At 57.5% G+C, this 21,705-nt stretch carries 14 protein-coding genes and 1 pseudogene; 11 read left to right on the top strand and 4 right to left on the bottom strand.

Annotated elements, in window-relative coordinates; translation table 11 throughout:
* Positions 1-2 precede the first annotated feature (2 nt).
* Together J7302_RS21815 and J7302_RS21810 are read right to left on the bottom strand one after the other, a co-directional pair.
* Positions 3-692 carry an ABC transporter permease gene (locus J7302_RS21815; protein ID WP_215379603.1) on the bottom strand — a complete coding sequence of 230 codons (690 nt, stop codon included), beginning with the start codon at positions 690-692 and terminating at the stop codon, positions 3-5.
* 89 nt (positions 693-781) lie between these two features.
* A complete protein-coding gene (locus tag J7302_RS21810) occupies positions 782-1,558 on the bottom strand; it encodes an ABC transporter substrate-binding protein (protein WP_215379601.1) in 777 nt (258 codons plus the stop codon).
* 437 nt (positions 1,559-1,995) lie between these two features.
* On the opposite strand from J7302_RS21810, the gene J7302_RS26670 reads away from it, so the two are divergent.
* The 3 genes and pseudogenes from J7302_RS26670 to J7302_RS21795 all read left to right on the top strand — a co-directional run bounded on the left by J7302_RS26670 (position 1,996) and on the right by J7302_RS21795 (position 3,234).
* Positions 1,996-2,130, top strand: a complete 135-nt coding sequence (locus J7302_RS26670; RefSeq protein WP_251702191.1) for a lipocalin-like domain-containing protein — start codon at positions 1,996-1,998, stop codon at positions 2,128-2,130.
* A 337-nt stretch (positions 2,131-2,467) separates the two neighbouring features.
* Positions 2,468-3,031 (top strand): annotated as a pseudogene (locus J7302_RS26665) (DNA-binding response regulator); the annotation flags it as partial.
* Positions 2,920-3,234, top strand: a complete 315-nt coding sequence (locus tag J7302_RS21795; protein WP_394359105.1) for an XRE family transcriptional regulator — start codon at positions 2,920-2,922, stop codon at positions 3,232-3,234. The pseudogene J7302_RS26665 and the gene J7302_RS21795, both read left to right, overlap by 112 nt.
* Before the next feature lie 250 nt (positions 3,235-3,484).
* Here the strand turns inward: J7302_RS21795 and J7302_RS21790 are convergent, their stop codons facing one another.
* Complete coding sequence (locus J7302_RS21790) at positions 3,485-4,177, bottom strand: hypothetical protein (protein ID WP_215379595.1); 693 nt, start codon at positions 4,175-4,177, stop codon at positions 3,485-3,487.
* A 764-nt stretch (positions 4,178-4,941) separates the two neighbouring features.
* On the opposite strand from J7302_RS21790, the gene J7302_RS21785 reads away from it, so the two are divergent.
* The 4 genes from J7302_RS21785 (at position 4,942) to J7302_RS21770 (ending at position 12,055) form a co-directional block, all read left to right on the top strand.
* Positions 4,942-5,166, top strand: coding sequence for a helix-turn-helix transcriptional regulator (locus J7302_RS21785; RefSeq protein WP_215379592.1), 225 nt, complete (start codon positions 4,942-4,944; stop codon positions 5,164-5,166).
* A gap of 356 nt (positions 5,167-5,522) precedes the next feature.
* Positions 5,523-6,470 (top strand): YagK/YfjJ domain-containing protein, encoded by a 948-nt coding sequence (locus J7302_RS21780; protein ID WP_215379590.1) that lies wholly within the window; start codon positions 5,523-5,525, stop codon positions 6,468-6,470.
* Between the two features lie 714 nt (positions 6,471-7,184).
* A complete protein-coding gene (gene drmD, locus J7302_RS21775; protein ID WP_215379587.1) occupies positions 7,185-10,307 on the top strand; it encodes a DISARM system SNF2-like helicase DrmD in 3,123 nt (1,040 codons plus the stop codon).
* Between the two features lie 5 nt (positions 10,308-10,312).
* Positions 10,313-12,055 carry a hypothetical protein gene (locus J7302_RS21770; protein ID WP_215379583.1) on the top strand — a complete coding sequence of 581 codons (1,743 nt, stop codon included), beginning with the start codon at positions 10,313-10,315 and terminating at the stop codon, positions 12,053-12,055.
* Between the two features lie 130 nt (positions 12,056-12,185).
* Here the strand turns inward: J7302_RS21770 and J7302_RS21765 are convergent, their stop codons facing one another.
* Positions 12,186-13,061 (bottom strand): helix-turn-helix transcriptional regulator, encoded by an 876-nt coding sequence (locus J7302_RS21765; protein WP_215379580.1) that lies wholly within the window; start codon positions 13,059-13,061, stop codon positions 12,186-12,188.
* Between the two features lie 246 nt (positions 13,062-13,307).
* Here J7302_RS21765 and J7302_RS21760 point away from each other — a divergent pair, with 246 nt between their 5' ends.
* The 4 genes from J7302_RS21760 to J7302_RS21745 all read left to right on the top strand — a co-directional run bounded on the left by J7302_RS21760 (position 13,308) and on the right by J7302_RS21745 (position 21,539).
* Positions 13,308-13,718 (top strand): OB-fold putative lipoprotein, encoded by a 411-nt coding sequence (locus J7302_RS21760; protein ID WP_215379577.1) that lies wholly within the window; start codon positions 13,308-13,310, stop codon positions 13,716-13,718.
* Positions 13,719-13,726: 8 nt separating this feature from the next.
* Positions 13,727-13,870 (top strand): hypothetical protein, encoded by a 144-nt coding sequence (locus tag J7302_RS21755; RefSeq protein ID WP_215379575.1) that lies wholly within the window; start codon positions 13,727-13,729, stop codon positions 13,868-13,870.
* 260 nt (positions 13,871-14,130) lie between these two features.
* Positions 14,131-17,253 carry a DISARM system SNF2-like helicase DrmD gene (gene drmD / locus J7302_RS21750; protein ID WP_215379572.1) on the top strand — a complete coding sequence of 1,041 codons (3,123 nt, stop codon included), beginning with the start codon at positions 14,131-14,133 and terminating at the stop codon, positions 17,251-17,253.
* Complete coding sequence (locus tag J7302_RS21745; protein ID WP_215379570.1) at positions 17,250-21,539, top strand: Eco57I restriction-modification methylase domain-containing protein; 4,290 nt, start codon at positions 17,250-17,252, stop codon at positions 21,537-21,539. Before drmD (J7302_RS21750) ends, J7302_RS21745 begins: the two co-directional genes overlap by 4 nt.
* Positions 21,540-21,705: the final 166 nt, after the last annotated feature.

Here is a 21,705-nt window from a genome sequence, read left to right as displayed (position 1 = left end):
GCTCACAGCTCAGCGGCTTTTACGCCGACCGAATAGTGTTTTTCCAGGCAGCGCAGGGCCAGCAGGGACACGCTGGTGAGCACCAGATAGAGCGCCGCGACCGCCAGGAACCAGGTAAAGGGTTGATGGGTTGCATCCGCCGCGTTCCTGGCCTTGAACATCATGTCCTGCAGGCCGATCACCGAGAGCAGCGCGGTGGACTTGATCAGCACCAGCCAGTTGTTGGTGAAGCCGGGAATTGCGAAACGGATCATCTGCGGCACCTGGATACGCAGAAACACCTGCATGGCCCCCATGCCGTATGCCGCGCCGGCTTCCCTCTGCCCTTTGGGGATCGCCATGAAGGCGCCGCGGAAGGTTTCCGAGAGGTAGGCGCCGAAGATGAAGCCCAGGGTGCAGACGCCGGCAATGAAGGGATTGATGTCGACGTACTGGGAATGGCCGAGCAACGGCGCCACGCGATTCACCAGGTCCTGGCCGCCATAGAAGATCAGCAGGATCAGGACCAGGTCGGGGAGGCCGCGAACGACGGTCGCATAACCTTCGCCGAGCATTGCCAGCCACTTCAGCGGTGACAGGCGAAAGGCCGTGCCAATAAGGCCCAGGACAATTGCCAGCGCCATGGCGTTCATGGCCAGGCTCTGGGTCAGCCAGGCGCCATCGAGAATGGTCGAGCCGTAGCCTTGGAGCATGATGAGGGTCCTCACGCGATGCGCCGGGAGGCGCGCGAAAACGGGGAGGGCGCCTCCGATGAAGAGGCGCTGGCGTTGCCAGAGGGCAGTTACTTGCCGTAGATGTCGAACCCGAAGTACTTGGCTTGTACCTGCTGGTATTGGCCATTGGCGCGGATGGCATCGATGGCGGCGTTGAAGCGCGCGGCGGTATCGCTATCGCCTTTACGCACGGCGATGCCGGCGCCTTTGCCGAAGTATTTCGGATCGTTGAAGTCCGGGCCGACCAGGGCGAACCCCTGGCCGGCGGGGGTTTTGATAAAGCCCTCATCAATATTGATGATGTCCGCCAGGAGGGCATCCAGGCGCCCGGAGGCGAGGTCGAGGAAGGCTTCGTTCTGCGAGGCGTAGCGGACCACCTCGATGCCGGCCGGTTCGAAGCGGTCGGTCGCGTAACGGTCGTAGGTGGAGGCGCGTTGCACGCCGACTTTCCTGCCTTTCAGGTCGACCAGCGGATCTTCGATCCGGCTGCCGGCCTTCATCGCCAGCTTGCCGGGGGTCTGGTAGTACTTCTTGCTGAAGTCCACGGACTTCAGGCGGTCTTCGGTGATCGACATGGACGACAGCACGGCATCGATCTTGCGCACTTTCAGCGAGGGAATCAGGCCATCGAATTCCTGTTCGACCCACTGGCACTTGACCTGCATTTCGGCGCACAGGGCGTTGCCGATGTCATAGTCGAAACCGCTGATATTGCCCTCCGGGGTCTTGAAGCCGAAGGGTGGGTAGGCGGCTTCGATACCGATGCGCAGGGTGTCCTGGCCGGCGAGGGCCAGGGTGCTGAAGGCGGAGAGCGCCAGGGCGCCTAGAAGTGCGATTTTGTTCATCTTGTTGACTCCTTGGAGGGGCGTTTGGGTGTCGCTGCCTAAAAAATGCCCTGAGTAGGGTTTTGCGGGGCAGTGTTGGCTCAAGCGCAGCGCTAGGCAGCGCAACCTCGTTCCCAAACCTTGTGGGTACGTGATGCCCGATCTGGAGAGGTTGGCCAGGCCGGTTGCTTGAACTGTGGATATAAATGACATGTTTTGTTTCGTGAAACAATATGTTGACATTAAATATGTCATTGCGGGGTGCCTGGATCCAGCACGAAGCACGTTGCTCAGCTGTTGCGTATGCGAAGACCCCGGCGATGTCTGATAAGCAGTTGGCTGTCTCATGAAAGAAACGACACGCCAGGTCGCGCAGGGTTGCGCGGGTTTGGTTGCGGCCCAGGCGTTCAGTCGTCTGCTAATCGAGTTCCTGGCCTTGGCCAAAAGGAGGAGAGTGTATGAACCGCAAGTGCTTTCAAGGACGCTGGCACATCCTGTCCTGGGAGCAGGCCTATGACGATGGCCGACTGGTGCATCCCATGGGCACCGAGTTGGAGGGTTTCATCGAACACAGTGACTACGGGATGTTCTGAGTCATTGCCAAGGAAGGTCGCGAACCTCTGAGTGGTGGTCAGTGGTCAGCCAGCGATGCCGAAAAGGCCAGCGCATACAACAGCGACTATCTGATCGCGAGAATGACAGGTGACAGGTGGTCAGGGCCTGGTAATGGCCAAGTGCTTGCCTGGACCGCTGCAGAGCGGCTGCAACTTCTCCTGTTCTCCGCCTCGAACGGCTGCTCAGTAGGAAAGAGGGACCGCCGCCTGTCCAGGCATTTCCGTTCTGTGTCTGAGGTCGCTGGAAAATTGACGAATGTTCGTCTATAAAAAAATAGCTTTCTATCTATTTGATTTTTAAGGGGCTATAAATGTAATGCCAGCCCGTACAGAACCGATACGCGTCATGCTGATCGATTGTCGTCCCCTCGTTCTCATGGGGCTTCACGACTTGATCAATGCCAAGAAGCCCCGGATGGAAGTGTGCGCTCAGGCCACTACCTATACGAGGGCGCTGGATCTTGCCGATCAGTTGCGTCCTGATGTCATTTTTTTCAGTTTCTTTCCAGATGCGCTGGACCCGCTGGATGTCATCACGGGACTCACCCGCAGTGCCGAAACGAAAGTGTTGGTGCTCAAGGGCCTGTACGAGGCCGTCCCGGTTGCCCAGGCGATAGAGGCGGGCGCACGCGGCATCGTGCTGGCCGAAGACCCGACGGAATCGATCATCCGGGCCATCATCAAGGTCCATCGTCGAGACATCGGGCTGGATCGAGCCTGGGCCGATGGGCTTTCCGGCTATGCCGCAAGCGGGCACATCCCCTTGAAATGCAACCTGGAGCAGGCGAAACAGGCGCAGCTGACACTGCGCGAGCGGGAGCTGATTTGCGCCATCGTGGGAGACCCATCCGCCAAGTACATGAGCATCGCCGGGCGCTTGGCTTGTCGCAGAAGATGCTGTCCGAGGTGTTGCATGTCCAGCAGCCGGCCATTGCCAAGATGGAAAAGCGCACGGATATGTACATCTCCACGCTACGCAGCCACATCGAGGCCATGGGCGGACAGTTGGAGGTGATTGCGCGCTTCCCTGATGGGGCCGTGAAGATCAGCAATTTCGCGGACCTCGATGAGCGCCACGGCTGAGTTCGGCACTTCTTCGACACATCAAGGCGGAAACGAAAAAGCCCCTGAATTCGCTAGGAAAATCAGGGGCTTAGTCTTGGTTTTTGGTGGGCCGGGATAATCTGAAATGATTGTGTATCTATTTGAAAAATATAGAGATAATCCGGTTCAATTTGTTTCTGGAATGCGATTTGGAATACCGCTCTGTCGGATTTGAACTCAGGAGGCCATTGCAGGTAGCTCCATCAGTCAACCGCTGCGGTCTAACGCTTTAGTCGTCAGTCAAGTACATTCCAGTTTCTGCCTCCATCCGCACAAGGGCCTCAACCACTTGTGCCCGTTTCATGCTATGCCGCTCGGCCAGTTCATCGAGCTGAGTAATCACTGCTGTCGGAAGCATAACGTTGACTTGCTTTTTGTCTGGGTTGCGTTCGTCGAGTGCCAAACGGTGCCATCGTTTCTTGATCTCTCGGATCACTAGTTTCAGCTCGCTGGGGCCGAGCTCGGTCTGGTCGAAGAATACGAGCAGCTCGTTGTAGTTGCTGATGGGAAGCGCTCGCGAGCGTATCTTTAGCGGATGTTTCTCGATCCATTCCCAGGCACAGACACAGCGCTTCGCGCCTTCTTTCTTATCCGCGAACCACTCGAATTGAGTATCTCGGGCTGTCTGCCTACGCCAGTGGTCGTGAAGGCGCTCTATCTCCAGTGCTTTCTCTTCAATGTCCATCTGCCAAACATCAAGCATGGCAACGATCTCGCTCCGCCCGGTGAGATGAACAAGGCCGCGGGGGAGGACTCTGCCTGTAAGGTCGTTCACTCTGCGAAATAGCCAGTGATGCTGCCGCTCATCCTCGGCGATCCAGCTGAGGTACTTATCAGGGACCAAATACTGGTCTTTCTCCGAAGGGATGAGTTCTATCAGGTGAGGGTTGCGCCTCAGGGTACGGGCTATGGCGTCTCTCATCGTGGCGCCATTGCACGTGTTGCGGTCTAGGTTGAGTTGCTCGTGGCAATACAGGCAAAGCCATAACCAAATGTCATAGCGATCGTTTTGGAGCGGGTCCTGGAGTAGCTCGCTGAGCTCGTCAGAGTTATCGAATTTAAGTGTCATATGCTATCAGGATTATTTTCTTGATAAATAAAATGCATATACCGAGTAGGATTCTAAGCGGATCATATGAGAATTCTATAGGGATTCTTGAAAGATTCTAGCAATATTATAGGGTGATTCTATAGTTATTCTATGCCTAGGTTAATCAATGCATCCTCAGTATTCTCAAGGGTTCCGTCTTATCTCGCCTGCTTCAGATGGTCTCTGTCTAGGCATAACCTGATGACATCCCGTCTCGCTGGAGTCCTTGCAGGCTATGCGATTACGGTGATCGAACGTGTGCCTTGGAAAGCGTATGGTGCCGATATGCTGATGGGCACAGCGGATCTCCCTCATCCAGTTGGTATGTCGACCAGGCTATGGCACGTGCCGTGATGATGCTGGTTGGGGCGGCGGCCCACGAGGTGCAGTCCAAGTCTGAATGGGAGGGAGACTAGAGGCATGGTCGTGCCAGGTCGTCCTTGCTAGGCGAACTGTTCGTCGTGAAGGCGGTAGTAAACGGTTATTGCCAGCTTTCAGGGGGGAGCCGGCTTTGTGAGTTCACCGGCAGCACAGCCCGGCCAGGTGTTTTTTTACAAACCCTGCCAATCCCATGAACGAATACGAGGAGCCCGTTCATGAGGATCATTCGCCTGAAAGAAGTCATCGACTCGACCGGCCTGGCCCGGTCGACCATCTACAAGTACATGGGGGAGGGCGCCTTCCCCGCGCCAGTGTCACTAGGCGACCGTTGCGTCGGCTGGGTCCATAGCGAGGTCCAAGATTGGATCCTGGCCCGGATTGAAGAGCGCGACCTGGGTGCGAGGGAGGCGCAGCCCGACCCTAGCCACAGGGTTGAGTAGATCAGACAATTACCATGATGCGCCGTGATCGGCTCGTTGCCGGTCATGGCGTTTATGCCGGCTGGAGACAGCAGGTGCTCTCAGCTAACTTCCTCAGGGCATCGCTCGACAATTCTCTCGGTAGGCGTGGCAATGTTGCTCCCCATTGCCTTGTCTAGCCGGGGCGGTTCACCCGAGGCGTAGCTGGTTTTATTTATATATAGCCAGTAGACAGTATTCAACTATCAATCAATAACCATTCAGTAGGAAATTAACTAGTACCTACACAGCCCAGGCTTGGGTAGCCTGGGAATGGTCATCGGTTAAAAAGTACACAGCCCGTACCTGGTATGTCGTAAACAACCAGGTACACCACCATGACCAAGCGCACCACCTACAAGCACCTTTCTCAGTCCGATCTCGCCATCCAAATCGAACGACTCGTCCAGGCTATCGAGCGCCACGACACACTCGCATTCAGATTCAGGCAAACACGCTCAGGGTTTGACCGGATCGAACCGACCAGACTCTCTCGATACTTCGATCAAATCCAGCAGATGCTCGACCTGTTCGATGACCGCTGCGAATACCGCTACAGCGAACACCTGCAGGCTTTCTGGGAAGCCTGTCAGGACATCGGACTGGAGCGGAGTCGTACTGGTCCTGTCTGCCTGAATGAAGAGGGGGCGGCGTACCTGGACCATCACCGCAGCATGAACGTCCTGGTTGCTCGGATCCGGCATCTGAGGCGCACCAGGGATTATCGACCTAATGCCAATGACCTCCGTTATCAGGCCAGGAAGCAGGCGGACCGTGTTTGTGATTACTCAGACGCCATAAGGGAGCGCTATTCGCGTACCACCATCGTCAGGGTCGACCTCTACTACCGTTCGGAGGCTCAAGCCAGGTTGCGTGTTGAGCACGTGCTCGATGACCTGGATCGGCTGATTGCGGAGCATGAGCGCAATCCGATCTTCGACCACCTCATTGGTTACATCTGTGCGGGGGAGCAGGGCGAGGACAGGGGCTACCACATCCATGCTGCCTATTTCTTCAATGGCAACGAGGTGCGTGGAGACGTCTACAAGGCTCAGCAGATAGGTGAGCTGTGGGAGCGCATTACTCGGGGGCAGGGTAGCTTCAACAGCTGCAATCACGACAAGGAACAGTATGGTGAGCGGTGCGCTCTCGGTGTCGTACGACGAGACGATCTTAATGCCCGACGTCATGTCCACTACGTGATGCGCTACCTGGTCAAGGACGCTCAGCAGCTGCGCTTGAAACCCAAGGGGGCTCGTTGCCTGCGGATGGGGATGCTTCGATAGTCGAGCAGGGCTTGGGCGAGGATAGCGTGTCTAAGTACCTCATCCGTCGCTTGAGGGGATGATCTGTCCGCTTTGTTTACATGCGAAAAGTGGACAGGTCGCAACGGCAAGGATGCCTCGCTATGGTCGAGCCATCACCTACCCGGAGGTTCGCCGTGTTCACTTTGCTGATCTCGCCCCATGATGTCCTGATCCTCGTCTGTCAGGGAGCAGCCTTGCTTGGGCTGGCTAGGTTGGCCTATGGCGGTGAAGTCCAGTGAGTGTCCAGAACTCAGTGCCGGTGACGGTATCGGCCGTACGGGTCAGACGGCTTCATCTTGATCAGTCTGCCGGGCTGCTTCTATTGGGATCATCTGGGCTGATAATCCCTTGCGCAGGCTCATACGAACCTGCTGGCAGAAGGTGCCTGCTGGGGCCGGGGCAGTTTCCATGCGGCTCGGTCGCGTAGGCCGTGATCGCATACCAGATCGGAGCAAGTTCTCGTACTAATCTCTCAGGCATTCTAATGCTTGTAGTGCTGACAGCTACGAGGAAATGCATCGCTGCTACAGTTTGATGTGTCTGCAATTGGGCGGTTGGGGCAAGGAGAATATATGCACGTTCTGACCAGGGAGCAGGGAACATGCGAGTTGGCCTTGCTGAATGCGGAATATGCACAGGATCGTTTTTGTGAGGTTCTGTTACCGGTTCGTCGAATAGTGACGGGTGCCTGATATGCCGTGGAGTCCAGGACAACTCGTCCGCCATATAGACGATCCTGCCAAGATCGGCACGGTCACCGATCAGACCCGACTGCGTGCTTCCGGCCCCCAGTACCGCGTGAATTGGAACGGCCGCCTGGACTGGCATTATGAGGAGGAACTGGTCGCGGCTGAGTTGGACGACGACGACGTCCATGAGCTGATCCGGGAAGGGCGCTACGGGCGAGTGGACGACCTGCGGAGGCTGCTCACGCATGTCCACCTCGCGGGACGATTGGCGAACGTCGTCTACGCCATGGGGCTGACCCAGACCGACTTCTATCCGCACCAATACAAGCCGCTGCTGACCCTGCTGGATTCGCCAGTCAACGGCCTGTTGATCGCGGACGAGGTGGGCCTGGGCAAGACGATCGAAGCCGGCTTGATCTGGACCGAGCTTCGTGCCCGCTACGATATGCGCCGGCTGCTCGTCGTTTGTCCCGCGATGCTGAGGGAGAAGTGGCGGTTCGAGCTATCGTCGCGGTTCGGTCTAGATGCGCGCGTCGTAGACGCGACTGAGCTCCTGCAGGAGCTCGATTCCAGCGAGCACAGAGAGCGGGCATGGATAATTAGCTACCAGGGCATCCGTGTTCCTGGAGGTTGGGATCCCGCCGAGAGCGAAACGCCCCGTCGATCGGTTCGTGCCAGGCTCGCCGATCTCCTTTATCGCCACGCCGACCGGGAGCCGCTGCTCCATCTGGTGATTTTCGACGAAGCACACTACATGCGCAACGAAGGGACAGGCGCGTGGCGAACCGGTAGCCTGCTGCGCGACGTCAGCACGCATCAGGTGATGCTGTCGGCGACGCCGATCAACCTCGGCTCGGACGACCTGTTCAACGTACTGCGCCTACTTGATCCTGACCATTTCGAATTCCCGGACGACTTTAGGAGTGTCGTCGGGGCCAACAGGCCGGTCATTGCGGCCAGCGACGTTGTGCGCAAACCGTCAAGCGATGCTCGGCGCATTGTGGAGGCGATCTACAAGATCAAGTCGTCGCGTTACTTCGAGAAATCCGAGCGTGTCGACCGTTTGATTGAAGAGGCTGAGGCGGTCGACCAATGGACGAACGAGAGGCGTGTCGAGTTCGCGGCCAAAATCGAGCGGCTCAACTTGATCGCACACATCGTTTCTCGAACGCGAAAGCGTGAAGTGCAGACCGAGCGGATCTTGCGCGACGTCACCGTGTTCGAGGCGGAGATGTCGCCCATTGAGGCCGAGCTCTATCAGGCGATCACGGAAGGTACGCGAGAGTACGCGCTGAAAAACGGCATCGAACACGGTTTTCTCCTCAGTACGCCCCAGAGGATGGTCGCCTCCAGCCCTGCCGCACTGCTACGCACTTGGCGTGAGGATGTGGTGGACGCTGACGCGATGGCCATCGCGTCGGACGAGGCCGACGAGGACGAAGACCAGGTACGGGACGCGTCGTCGGGACTCAAGCGGTATTTGGCCAGTCGAGTACTCCGCGAGTTCGATGCCGGCGAAGTCACTCGGCAGGATTCCAAATTCGCGGAGTTGAAGGATGCTTTGAGAAAGTTCCTGGCCGAGGATCGTGAGGACAAGGCGATCGTGTTCACGACCTTCCGTGGCACGGCCCGCTATCTCGTCAATCGACTTTCCGCCGAGAACGTCGAGGCAGGTTTGCTGATGGGGGGACAGGAGTTTGACAAGGAGGCCGTGGTCAACGCGTTCCGGGAACATCGCACCTGCCGTGTGCTCGTATGCACCGACGTGGCGGCAGAGGGTGTCGATCTGCAGTTCTGCCGGCTCGTCGTCAACTATGACTTGCCGTGGAACCCGATGCGCATCGAGCAGCGTATCGGCCGTATCGACCGTATCGGGCAACAGTCGAACCGTATCCTGATCTGGAACTTCGTACACAAGGAGACCATCGACGCCCTGATCCTCACCCGTTTGGCTAAACGAATCGGGGTCTTCGAGAGCGCGCTAGGTGAAACGGAAGAGATCCTTGGCAAGGTTCGACGTCTTGAGGATGTACTGTTGTCCAAGCATCTGACGGTCGAAGAAGAAACACGCCTGATCGAGGAGGTGGCACTCGCAATCGAGAACTCCAAGCGTAAACAAGAGGAGCTAGAGCGTGAGGCGATCCAACTGGTCGCCCATGGCCAGCAGTTGCTGGCACAGATCGACGCGGCGCGTGGTGAGGGAAAAACAGTCACCCGGCACGACTTGATTCGATACGTGGACGGTTACCTCAGGACCGTTCCTGGCTGCCGGGTCGTTGCTGCACATGGCGAGCCGGACTCCTTTGACATAGGTCTGAGCCCCAGCTTGGCGGCGGAGTTAGACGAGTTCGTCAAAAAGGAGAATCTGGTCGGAAAGACCGGATTGGGATCGGGCCAGACAAGGCGTTGCCGCTTTACCGACAGAATCACCGAGAAGCCGAGGTCCGGCGAAGAGATCGTCCATCGCTTCCATCCGATCGTCCGCTTCCTGTCGCACAAGGTCGAAAACAGCGAGGATTGCTTCCCGCTCTATGCGTCCAGAGTCACTGCCGATGTCCTCACGGCGGGCCGGTACGCCGTGATGACTCGATCTGCAAGCTTTTCGGGCGTTAAGGAGGAGGAACACCTGCTCGTCGCCGCCATTCCACTGGATCGGGACACCCCCTTGGATGCTCAGGTAGCGGAGACTCTTCTCGATACGGTCCGGAAGTCGGGCGTCGACTGGCCGACAGTGGCGGTCGATGTCGCTTCGGAAGCAGGGGTTGCTGCCGTAGAGCGGTGCGAGGAGATTCTCAAAGATCGCTACAGGGCCCTCAAGGGCGAGAAGCAGCGCGAGAACCGAGATCGTGCCGACGTGCTATCGCAACTACTGGACGACCACGTCCACAAGAAGCGTGACGGATTCGAGAAACGCATCGCGGGTCACGAGACTTTCGCTTCGCTGTATGGGGGCAGCCCAGATGGCAAGCGACGCAAAGGTCTGGCGAACGCGGAGCGCAAGAAGATGGAGGATTTCCTGGCGAGGATGGAGACGCGCCGGGCAACGCTGGTCAGGAAGAGCGAGGCTTTTAAAGCGATTCCGCGCGATATCTGCGTCTTACTCGTGGAAGTAGTACGGGAGGGATAACGGCCATGAAGAGCTGGAAGGAGCAACTACGGGACGCAAAAAAGAACTTGCAGGGAAACCACTCGAAGAAGACGTCGGATGAAAAACCGACGGTCGTCGACTTCGTTCCCCCCGCCTCTTGGTTGGAAGCCTCTCCCACCAACGGGGACGACACACTACCTCTTGGCTCCAAATCATCGGTTACCCAAGGAAGTCGAGACTCCTGCAAGAAGAACCGGCCCACTGCCGCAGTGACAGTGTCCGCTCCCGCCGGTCCGCGTTCCAAGCGAGGAGGGGCCGGTGCGAATGACCAAAAGGAAGATGCAGCGAAGAATTTGCCGGGTGATCCCCCGATACCAGATGACGCGCGGTCACCCACGCAGAACCAGACCTCGCCGACGCCAGTCTTTCGACCACATGTCGATGGGGGACGCTCTTTGGCCATGCCCGGCTGGGCTGACGCCGGTAGCTCGTTGCAGCATCCCGAGTACCAGGGCGGGGCGCCCATGGTGGTCAGAATCGGGGTGGACTTCGGAACCGCCTTCACGAAAGTAGCGATTCGAGCGGGCGTCGATCTAGTCCCTGTCGACTGGTCCGCGGTCACCAGTGATGAGTCGCCAACCGGGCAATATGTGATACCCGGCTTCGTCCATCGTGCACCCGATGGTGAGTACTTCTGGCGGCGATTCGCCGAGACCGATATCCAGGGCAACCTCAAGCTCCCGCTTATCGAGATGGCAGGTTCCGACGAGTGCCCGAAGGCCACCCTGGCTTATCTCGCACTGGTCATTCGCTACGCCAGGGCGTTTCTTTATCAGCATCCTGAGGTCGGGCGAAAACTGGTCACCCGTTCGCTTCGTTGGGAGTTGAACGTCGGATGCCCCACCGAGCCACACGAGCGCCCGGCGGTCGTCGACCTTTTCCGGCGCATCGCTCGGACCGCTTGGCAACTGGCGGGAGTGAACCATCTCCAGGAATCTAGCATCACTGCCGCATGGAGGAGTGGAGAGGCGGACGTCGGCCTCGAAACGGAGCCGGGCGTCGTGCCGGAGTTCGTGGCGCAGATCGCCGGTTACCTCGGCTCGCGCCAGGTGAGTGGAGGATTGTACGCGTTGATTGACATTGGTGCGGCTACGCTTGATGTGGCGACGTTTAACGTCGTTTTGCCAAATGATCTCGACTCCTCGCCGCGAATTCCAATCTTCTTCTCCGCCGTCCGTCCGCTTGGAACGCATTACCTGAACCACAACCGTCATTCCAGGCTCGACCTAGATTTTGCATGGGACGATGCCGCGCCTGTCGAGCCTGCCGATGGATTTGCGAAACGGCACGGCAAGCGTCGGGATGATGTCGATACTGTCGACTCGGAGTTCGCGAGTCGGGTCGCGAGATGCATCGCAGGCGTAACCGATGGCACCCGTACAAACTCACGGGGAGATCCGCGAAGCTCTGCCTGGAGTGATGGGCTACCGATATTCGTCACCGGCGGTGGATCCAGTTGTGAACTCTATCGCCGGGCAATCGAAACCGGAGAGCTCGATTTGAAGCGAAGGATGTACTTGCCGAGCAATTTCCGGTTCATCGAACTGGATCCGCTTGGTGCGAGGTTCCAGCACTTCGGTATCGAAATCGGAGGTAGGCTTAGCGTCGCGATCGGTTTGACCGAGGATGCGGAAAGCATCGCACGTGTCGTTCCACATCACGATATCGGGCCGATTATGCGGCCTGGGACGGAGCGTATCGACCATACGGAGCTCTATGGCGACTGATGAATGGGCGTAAAGCCTTTTCGAATTGGGATGAATGCCGCTGCGGTCGTACGTTGCCAGATCGGCGGGATGAAATGCAGCGGCTTCAGTGTGTAAAGCACAGCCTGATTGGCCATGAGGGCTCCGCACCTCAGTGATACAGCCACGGCTGCAGGTCATCCAAGTTGGCGACGACGATCTGCTGCGCCGTAGCCTTAGCATGTACCTTGGTCGGGTCGATCTGGTAACGCTGCATCACGTATTGCACAAGAGCGCCTCGGGTTGCGATCAGCAACTGACCGTCGTGCATGCCGTAGTCGGTTTCGATGATGGCCTTCTGCTCGGGCTTAAGGCGTGAGTCCGGTTCGATCACCACATTGACAAGGCTGTTCCAGCCATTGTCTTCGTCGCGGCTATTCTCCGAAGCGTCGTCCATCAGCTCCGGAGTGCCCCGAAAGCGGCTCAGCACGAAGTCACGGTAATCTCGATTCTTCTCGCAGTAGGCACGCACATGCCAGCGGATGCCGGTGTAGATGAGAGTGTGCGGCGCGATCAGCCGAGTTTCCCCATCCGGGGTGTTGAAGGACACGTACTCGCACTCCAGGCGCAGACCCTCTCGGCACGCGCGCAGAAGAGGGCGAAGCACTTCGGGTTTAACGCTGCGATCCGGTACGCGCAGCACTTCGGTATGTGCATAGGCCAGCGCCAGACCCTCGATGTGCGGAGCGCGCTCATGGCTCTGGTTGAGCAGATGCAGGTAGGCGCTGGCGCTGTCATCGATGAACAGCGGCTTGAAGTGGCGGCTAGGCACATACCCCTTCAAATGCTTGTCATATTCCAGGTTCTTCGGCGCGTGCTCACCGATGTAGGTGTTGATGTCCTTCGACGCTTGCTGGCGGCTGATGCCGAAGCTCTGCATCAGGTGATTTGTGGTCAGGCGGCCTTCCCACCAGGCTACCGTCTCGATCAGGCGATAGCGCAGGGCCAGATCCCAGCGCACGGACTCGATTGATTGCTTGCGTTTCATCGCGCCTCCATCTGCTCGAAAACTTTACCTGTACAGGCAAACACTCTAGATACGTCCACTCACGCTACATATCTTGATTTGCACAAGCAAGCCGGCAGTCCCGGCCTATGCAGGAAGAGCGATCAAGGAGTAGCGACATGGCATTGATCAACTGTGATGAGTGCGACCGTATAGCCAGCGATCAGGCAGCGGCTTGCCTGCCCGCATTGCGGCGCCCCCATCGCGAAGCAGCCGGCGCCGGCTCAAGTGCAGTTCAGCGTACCGGTCAATCGCAGCGTCGGGTTCTGGCTGGGAGCGGGCATATTTCTGGCGCCGATAGTGTTCGTCTGGTTCCTTCTCCGCCAGGGGCATAGCACGACAAGCCGCGTAATTGGTTTTGCCTGGCTGGCTTTTGCGCTTTTTGCCATGACCGGGAGCGAGCGCAGCAACACCCGGCCAGTTGCAACCGTCAGTAGCCAGACCCAGCCTGCCAAGGTGGCTGTGCCAGCCGAGCCACTGCGGGAGTACACCGCCCAGCAATTGGCCCAGGCCTACGACCGAAACACCGTTGCGGCCGATCAGCAATTCAAGGGCGAGCGCTTCAAGGTCACCGGCGTCGTGGACTCCATCAATACCGATCTGTTCGGTAAGCCATACGTCACCTTGCGTGGGGGGTGAACCAGTTCATGGAGCCGCAGTTCAAGCTCGACAGCGATCATCGCAACTATGCTGCCGGGCTCCAGCAGGGCATGCGCATCAGTTTGATCTGCAAAGGACGCGGCGATGTGGCCAAAACGCCGATGTCCGACGAGTGCGCACCTGGAAACTGACCATGCTGGCCAAAAGCAGTGACTATGGCTTTACCCATGTTCAGGCAGTGGATAAGGTGACGGGCATCGCATCATGGCAGGCCGTGGTATCCCAGAGGTGGACGATCTACAGCGTTTTCTGCGATCGCGAACGCTGCCGTTTCAGCCCTCGACTCCGCCCTGTATCCAAATAGTGCTTCGCGCTCTTGCAGAGCGCTGGGCATAGGCTTTTGCTCATCGGTAGTCATCAGTTAGATGATTACGATGCTAAGGAGTTAAGAATGACAGCAGTGGCAGAAGACAGCAGCTACCGCAATATCCCGGAACCAGGCCAACTCGTCGAAGTTAGACGTCGGCAGTGGGTGGTGGCTGAAGTGGATGCTTCCAAGCTGGGCAGCGTGCGCCAGCATGCCGTCACGCTGGCTTCCATCGATGAGGATGCCCTTGGCGAAGAGCTCCAGGTAATCTGGGAAATCGAACCGGGCGCGCATGTCATCGAACGGGCCGGTTTGCCAGCCATCACCGGGCAGGATGACTCCGATACGCTGGAAGCCTTTCTCGATGCGGTGCGCTGGGGGGCTGCTACAAATGCTGATCGTGGCTTCCTCCAGGCACCGTTTCGAAGTGGCGTGAGCCTGCAGGACTTCCAGTTGGATCCGCTGGTCCGTGCGATCGACATGGCGCGCGTCAACCTGCTGATCGCCGACGACGTAGGTCTGGGCAAGACCATCGAAGCCGGCTTGGTCATTCAGGAAATGCTACTGCGTCATCGTGCTCGCACTGTGCTGATCGTCTGCCCTGCGTCACTGCAAGAAAAGTGGCGTGTCGAGATGATGGAGAAGTTCGGTCTGGAGTTTCGTATCGTCGATAGCGCCTACATCAAGGAGATGCGACGTGAACGCGGAATTCATGCCAATCCCTGGACCTCGTTCCCACGCCTGATCACGTCGATGGATTGGGCCAAGGCCGGCGATGGTTTGCGTGCCTTCCGCGATATCCTGCCGGTGCATGTCAGCTATCCCCGCAAGTTCGATATGTTGGTCGTCGACGAGGCCCACAACGTCGCGCCGTCAGCGAGCGCTCAATATGCTATCGAAAGCCAGCGTACTCGTTTCATCCGCACCATCGCCCCGCATTTCCAGCACCATCTGTTCCTGACTGCGACGCCGCATAACGGCTACACCGAGTCCTTCACTTCGTTGTTGGAGCTGCTTGATGATCAGCGCTTCGCCCGCAATATCATGCCGGAAGAGAAGCAGTTGTCTCAGGTGATGATCCGCCGCCTCAAGAGCGAAATCACCGACAAGGACGGGAACCTGATTTACGCACAGCGCAGGCTCGAAGCATTGCCCGTCGGCTACACCGCCAAAGAAAGAGAGATCCATCGCAAGCTGCAAGCATTCTGTGCCAGCAGGGAAACCGCGGACGAGTTGGGTGGCGTGACCGGCGCGTCCTTCGTCAACCAGCTGCTACGCAAGCGCTTGTTCTCGTCGCCGGCTGCCTTCGCGTCGACCCTGGAAAAGCATGTCGCGACCCTGGAGAGTGGTGGAACTAGCAAGGCGCGGACGGATTTGTCCGAGCGAATCTTGCTCAAGGCTATCCAGCGTGCCGAAGAGGACTACGCCAACGATGCAGACGTCGAGGTCGCGCAGCAAGAGGCCGTCGAGGAAGCCACACGCCACTCACGCCCGTTGAACGCAGAGGAGCGCATTCTGCTCGACGAGCTCAGGCACTGGGCCCAGCAGGCGATGAATCAAACCGACTCCAAGGCCAAAGCGCTGCTCGATTGGATCGGTCGGCATCTGAAGACCCATGGAGGCTGGAACGGCAAGCGCGTGATTCTCTTCACCGAGTACCGCACCACGCTCGACTGGCTACATCAGATTCTGGCGACTCATGGCTTGGGTGGCGATCGCCTGATGATCTTGCACGGCGGCATGGATCACGACGATCGAGAACAAGTGAAGGCGGCATTCCAGGCCTCTCCAGACATTTCTCCCGTGCGCATCCTGCTGGCTACCGATGCCGCTTCCGAAGGTATCGACCTGCAGAACCATTGCAACTACCTCATCCACCTGGAGATTCCGTACAACCCCAACGTAATGGAGCAGCGCAACGGTCGTATCGACCGCCATGGCCAGCGTGAGAAAGAGGTGGTGATTTGGCACCCGGTCGATGCTCGCCAAGACCAGGATGCTGTCGGTGGCCACCAGGACGATATCCTGCGTGCCTTGCGCAAGCTCGACTCCATGCGTGCCGATATGGGCAGCGTGAACCCCGTGATCGCACCGCAGATGGCTGGGCTCATCGAAGGGGCGTTGAGTGATCTGGATACTCGGCTGGCGGACGCGAAGATCGCTCAGGCCCGCCGATTTGTCAGGGCTGAAAAAGACCTCGCCAACCGGGTGGCCAAGCTACACGAGAAGTTGGTCGAGACTCGGGAGGACTTCCACCTTTCTCCCGAGCACATCCTGAAGGCGGTCGAAACCGGCTTGGCGTTGGCCGAGAAACCGGCTCTCAAGCCGCTGACATGGGCGGGGTGCGTGCCGGGTAAAGTCTTCGAGCTGCCGCCCCTGGGGGGCGCCTGGGAGCGTTGCCGCGAAGGGCTGGAGCATCCATTCACCGGCAAGATCCGGCCGGTGACCTTCGATCATGAAGTCGCCAATGGGCGAGACGACCTGGTGCTCATCCATCTCAATCATCGCTTGGTGCAGATGTGTCTGCGTCTGCTGCGTGCCGAAGTTTGGTCGCAGGAGGACAACAAGCGCTTGCACCGAGTGACGGTGCGAGCGTTGCCTGACGATCGTCTCGAGGCCCCAGCGGTCGTGGTCGTGTCGCGTTTAGTGATCACTGGCGGTAACCACCATCGTCTACATGAGGAACTGACGTTGGCTGGGGGCTATCTGCGCGAACAGGGCTTCAAGCGCGAAGAAGGCGTCACCCGGGTGCAGGCCTGGTTGGACGACGCGCAGCCGTGTCGGTTCAATGACTCGGTCTTCGCCATGTTGCGCTCTCGCTTCGCTACTGCGGGAGAGGCCATTCAGCAATCCATTGGGGCACGCTCGCGCAATCGTCTCGAGTATTTGGGCAACACCCTGGAAACCCGCAAGAACAAAGAGAAAGAAGACATTCGTGCTGTGCTGGATGAGCTGGATAGCGCCATCCGCAAGGAGCTGGGCAAGGACGAGTTGCCTGAGCAGTTTTCTTTGTTCAGTGAAGATGAGCGCACCCAGGTCCGACGCGACAACTCCGCCCTGCAAGCACGTCTCGCGCGCATTCCCGCGGAGCGGGAAGAGGAGGCCAGAGCCATCGAAGCACGCTATGCCGAACCCCAGGATCGCACCTTCCCAGTAGCCGTCACTTTCATCGTACCTGCATCGCTAGCCCAGGGAGGCCGCGCATGAATCCCCTCGATATCCACGATGAATGGTTGTCGCTGATCGAGGTCTCCGGTCCCTTTCTCGCCACGCCAGTACTCAAGCGGGTCTTCTCCACCGGTCTACCAGCTGTCGAACCGCGTATTCGACAGTACCTGCGGCAGGCTTATGACGAGTGGTCCGAGGCTCGTGACAACGACGACCCCAGGTTCACCGAACTGCATCGCGCCTGGATTCACGAGGTGCTCGCCCGCGGCCTGGAATACGACGAGACCGATAGCGGTGAGCTTCTTCTGCGAGGTGAGCGCATTCCTTCGGAGCTGCGCGTCACTCTGTCGGAACACGGTGTCACCTTGGAGCCTGACTATGCGTTGGTCTCGGGCGGCAAAAGCCAGCTGCTCGTGCAAATCTATTCGGCGGGCACGGATCTCCAGGCAGCGCTGAAATTGGATGGCTGGTCCGCCAGTCCAGCCGAGCGCATGGAGCGGCTCTGCCGAGCCAGTGGCTGTCGACTTGGTTTGGTCACCGATGGCGAGCGCTGGATGCTGGTCGATGCCCCCGTTGGTGCTGTATCGACCTTCGCAAGTTGGTATGCACGTCTCTGGGGACAAGAGCGGCTGACTCTACAGGCCTTTCTCACCCTGTTGGGTATCCGGCGCTTCTATGGCCCGGACGATGAGACTTTGCCCTTAATGCTGGACGAGTCTCTCCAGCATCAGGAGGAGGTCACCGATGCCTTGGGTGAACAAGTTCGCCGGGCTGTCGAGGTGTTGATCCAGGCACTGGGAAAGGAAGACCGAGAGCGGTCGGGGACGCTGTTGCAAGGTGTCGAGCCGACGGAGCTCTACGAAGCGGGCCTGACCATCATGATGCGTCTAGTGTTCCTGCTGTCGGCCGAGGAGCGGGGGCTCTTGCTGATGGGGGAGGAGGCGTACGAAAGCAGTTACGCCATCTCCACTTTGCGAATGCAACTGCGTAAGGAAACCGAGGAGGTACTGGAGCGGCGCAACGATGCCTGGTCACGGTTGCTTGCGACCTTCCGTGCGGTGTACGGCGGCATTGAGCATGAAACGCTGCGCCTTCCGGCATTGGGTGGTTCGCTGTTCGACCCGGATCGTTTCCCTTTCCTTGAGGGGCGTGCCAAGGGCTCTGATTGGAAGGTCGATCCGTCCCACCCGCTGCCGATCGATAACCGCACTGTGTTGCTCCTGCTGGAGGCTATCCAGCAGTATGAAGGCCGTACGCTGTCTTATCGTGCGTTGGACGTCGAGCAGATCGGCTACGTCTACGAAGGTTTGCTGGAGCGGACGGTTACGCGAACCGAACGGGTGACAGTGGAGCTGACCGGTGGCAAGGGGGCGAAGAAGACCCTTTATGCTCTGGAGGAGCTCGAAGCTCTGCACCAGAGGGGTGACGAGGTGTTGGCCGAGGGGCTGTCCGGTGCCGATGCGATCAAGCGTGGCGGAGGAGCTATCCGCAAGGATCTCGAACGCTCGGTCGACGTTGCACAGGCCAACCGTCTGCTCACCGCCTGCGCTGGAGACGAAGGCCTGCGTGATCGTGCTTTGCCATTCCTCAACCTGCTGCGTACCGATCCTTGGGGCTACCCGCTGATTTACCCTGAGGGGGCATTCATCGTCACCACGGGCAGCGATCGGCGCGAGACGGGAACGCACTACACGCCGAAATCGCTCACCGAAACCATTGTCGACGAAACGCTGACGCCGATCGTCTACAAGGGACCGGCAGAGGGAACTCCGCGTGAACAATGGGCGTTGAAGTCGCCCGCCGAACTGCTGGATCTGAAGATCTGCGATCCGGCCATGGGCTCGGGCGCCTTCCTGGTGCAAGTCTGCCGATGGCTGGCCGATCGACTCGGTGAGGCATGGTCACAGGTCGAAGCCTTTGGCGAAACCTTGAGCGTGGATGGTGAAGTTCTGGATGCAGAAGCAGCGAAGGAACCTTTGCCACGTGACAGCGAAGCACGCACGTTGATTGCGCGCCGTCTAATCGCTGAGCGTTGCCTGTACGGCGTTGATTTGAACCCGCTGGCAGTCGAGCTGGCCAAGCTATCGATCTGGTTGGTGACGCTAGCCAAGGGCCGCCCCGTTGGCTTTCTAGACCACAACTTGCGTTGTGGCGACAGTCTGTTGGGCATCCACAAACTGGAGCAGCTCACCGAACTCTCAATGACGCCGACTGGAAAAGGCCAGCAACGCTTGTTCGGACAAAACATTGAGCGCGCGATCCGCGAGGCGATTGAGCTGCGTCTGCGTTTGAAAAAAATCCCGATACGTGACATTCACGATGTAGAGGCCATGGCTCGAATAGATGCTGATGCCCGCAGACATCTCCACATTTCCGAAAAAATTGCCGATTCATTTATAGGGGAAATATTAAATCCATCTAGCAGTACGGCTCTCGACGCCATTGCTATTGAGGCTTGCCAGGCAATAGATGGTAGCCAGGACGCATATGCTGCAATAAGAAGACGGGCTTCTATTGCCTTATCTGCTGACGCCCCTGCTGGAAGGTCTGCTCGGCGTCCATTTCATTGGCCGTTGGAGTTCCCTGAGGTTTTTCTTAAGCCCAATCCTGGGTTCGATGCATTTGTTGGCAATCCTCCATATAGAGGTGGATCACGAATAACAATCGATAGTGGTGTTCGTTATCGAGATTTTATTGTTAGAGATCTTACCGAGAATTTCGTTGGTCGCGTTGATTTGTGCGTGTATTTCCTGAGGCAAGTCGCACGCTTGTCCAATAGAGAGGCCTGCTTTGGACTTGTGCTGACCAATTCAGTGGCACAAGGCCATAACCGTGATGCTGGTCTCGCAGCACTTGCTCAAAAAGGAAAATCAATATTCAGGGCAATTCGTGATTTGCCTTGGCCAGGCGCTGCAAACGTGGTTGTCTCTCTAGTTTGGATGACAAGTAACAATTGGCGTGGCAAGAAATATATAAATAGCAAAATGGTTGCGAATATATCCTCGAGCCTGTTGGAGGAAAAGGGGTTTGAAGTTTGCGAGTCAGGATGGGAGCCCCAACCCCTTGCGTCCAACAAAAAGCTATGTTTTAGAGGTGTGGAGATTCGTGGTGATGGTTTTATTCTAAGTCGGGAGCAAGTCGCAAGAATAATAGAAGATCAACCCAGTTGCAGGGAGGTCATCCGTCCATTCCTGACTGGAACAGAATTGAATTCAAATTGGCCAAAAATCCAAGAAGCATTTGTTATTTCATTTGGTGAACGAAGTTTCGAGGAGGCCAGATTTTACACGGAGTGCTGGAATATTGTTGTTGAAAAAGTCAAACCTGGCAGGGATGCAATAACCAAGCAGGTTCATGAAGAATGTTTTTGGAAGTTTTGGGATAAGAGAGCAAGACAGTTTGAAGAGGTCTCAGGTAACGCTGAATATTTGGTGAAGGCGAGAGATTCAACTGAGTGGGCTTTTGCATATGTTTCAGCGGAATGTGTTGTCAGTAGCAAGATAATAGTTTTCAAGGATGTCTCTTTGTGGCGATTTGCCTGTCTCCAGAGTGGGGTGCATAGAATTTGGTGTGAAAATGGTGCAAGCACTATTGGTCGTGCAATAACTTACAATCCTACTATTGGGTTGGAGTTTTTCCCATTTCCTGATAAGTCTGTTAGGTTGGAGGGGGTCGCTAGGAAATACTTGGAAGTTAGAGGTAATTCGATGCTCTCACTGAATGTCGGGATGAACGACCTTTATCGTTTTACTCATTCATCTTCGGCTAGTGGGTCGGAAGTTGAAACTTTCCGACAGCAAATCGTTGAATTGGATAAGGCCGTAGTCGCTGAATATGGCTGGGAAGACATTGACCTTGATCATGATTTCCACGAAGTACCATATCTGCCGGAGAGCGATCGTATCCGTTTCACCATCTCTGAGACTGCGCGCGTCGAAGTGCTGCGACGGCTGACGGAGTTGAACCGCTTGCGGTATGAGGAAGAGGTCGCTAGTGGGCTATATGGCGTCAGTACGAGAAGCGCTAAAGCCCGGACTCGGCGTGTCGTCAGCACGGCTTGCGCCACTCCGGTTCAGTCCGGGCTCGACTTCAACGCAGAGCCGATGGTAACCGCAAACGGCGTGGCCCCAATTACAAAGATTCTAGAGTTCCTCAGAGCCAATCAGGGCTGGCACGCGAGGTCCGATATCCTCTCTGCAACTGGCATTTCGGATGGACAATGGAATACCGCTATCACCGACTTGTTTACGAGCAATAAGGTCGAGCGCCAAGGTGAAAGACGCGGTGCCCGTTATCGGGCCAGGCGAGAGGGGGACAATGAGTAGTATCCGACACCGAAAGTTCGGTGTATTGGTCACGACATCTGTCGTTGCTCGGCAGGCATACGGAGAGGTCAGAGAGGATCGGCACCCGATCGTCTTCATCGCAGGTCGAGAAATCGCAGAAATATTGATCGCTAATGGTTTCAACACCGGAGAGCGTATATCGAGT

Origin of the sequence: Metapseudomonas boanensis (assembly GCF_018704125.1) — a bacterium.
GTDB classification, from domain to species: Bacteria; Pseudomonadota; Gammaproteobacteria; order Pseudomonadales; family Pseudomonadaceae; genus Metapseudomonas; species Metapseudomonas boanensis.
This window is presented reverse-complemented; position numbering and strand designations above follow the sequence as displayed.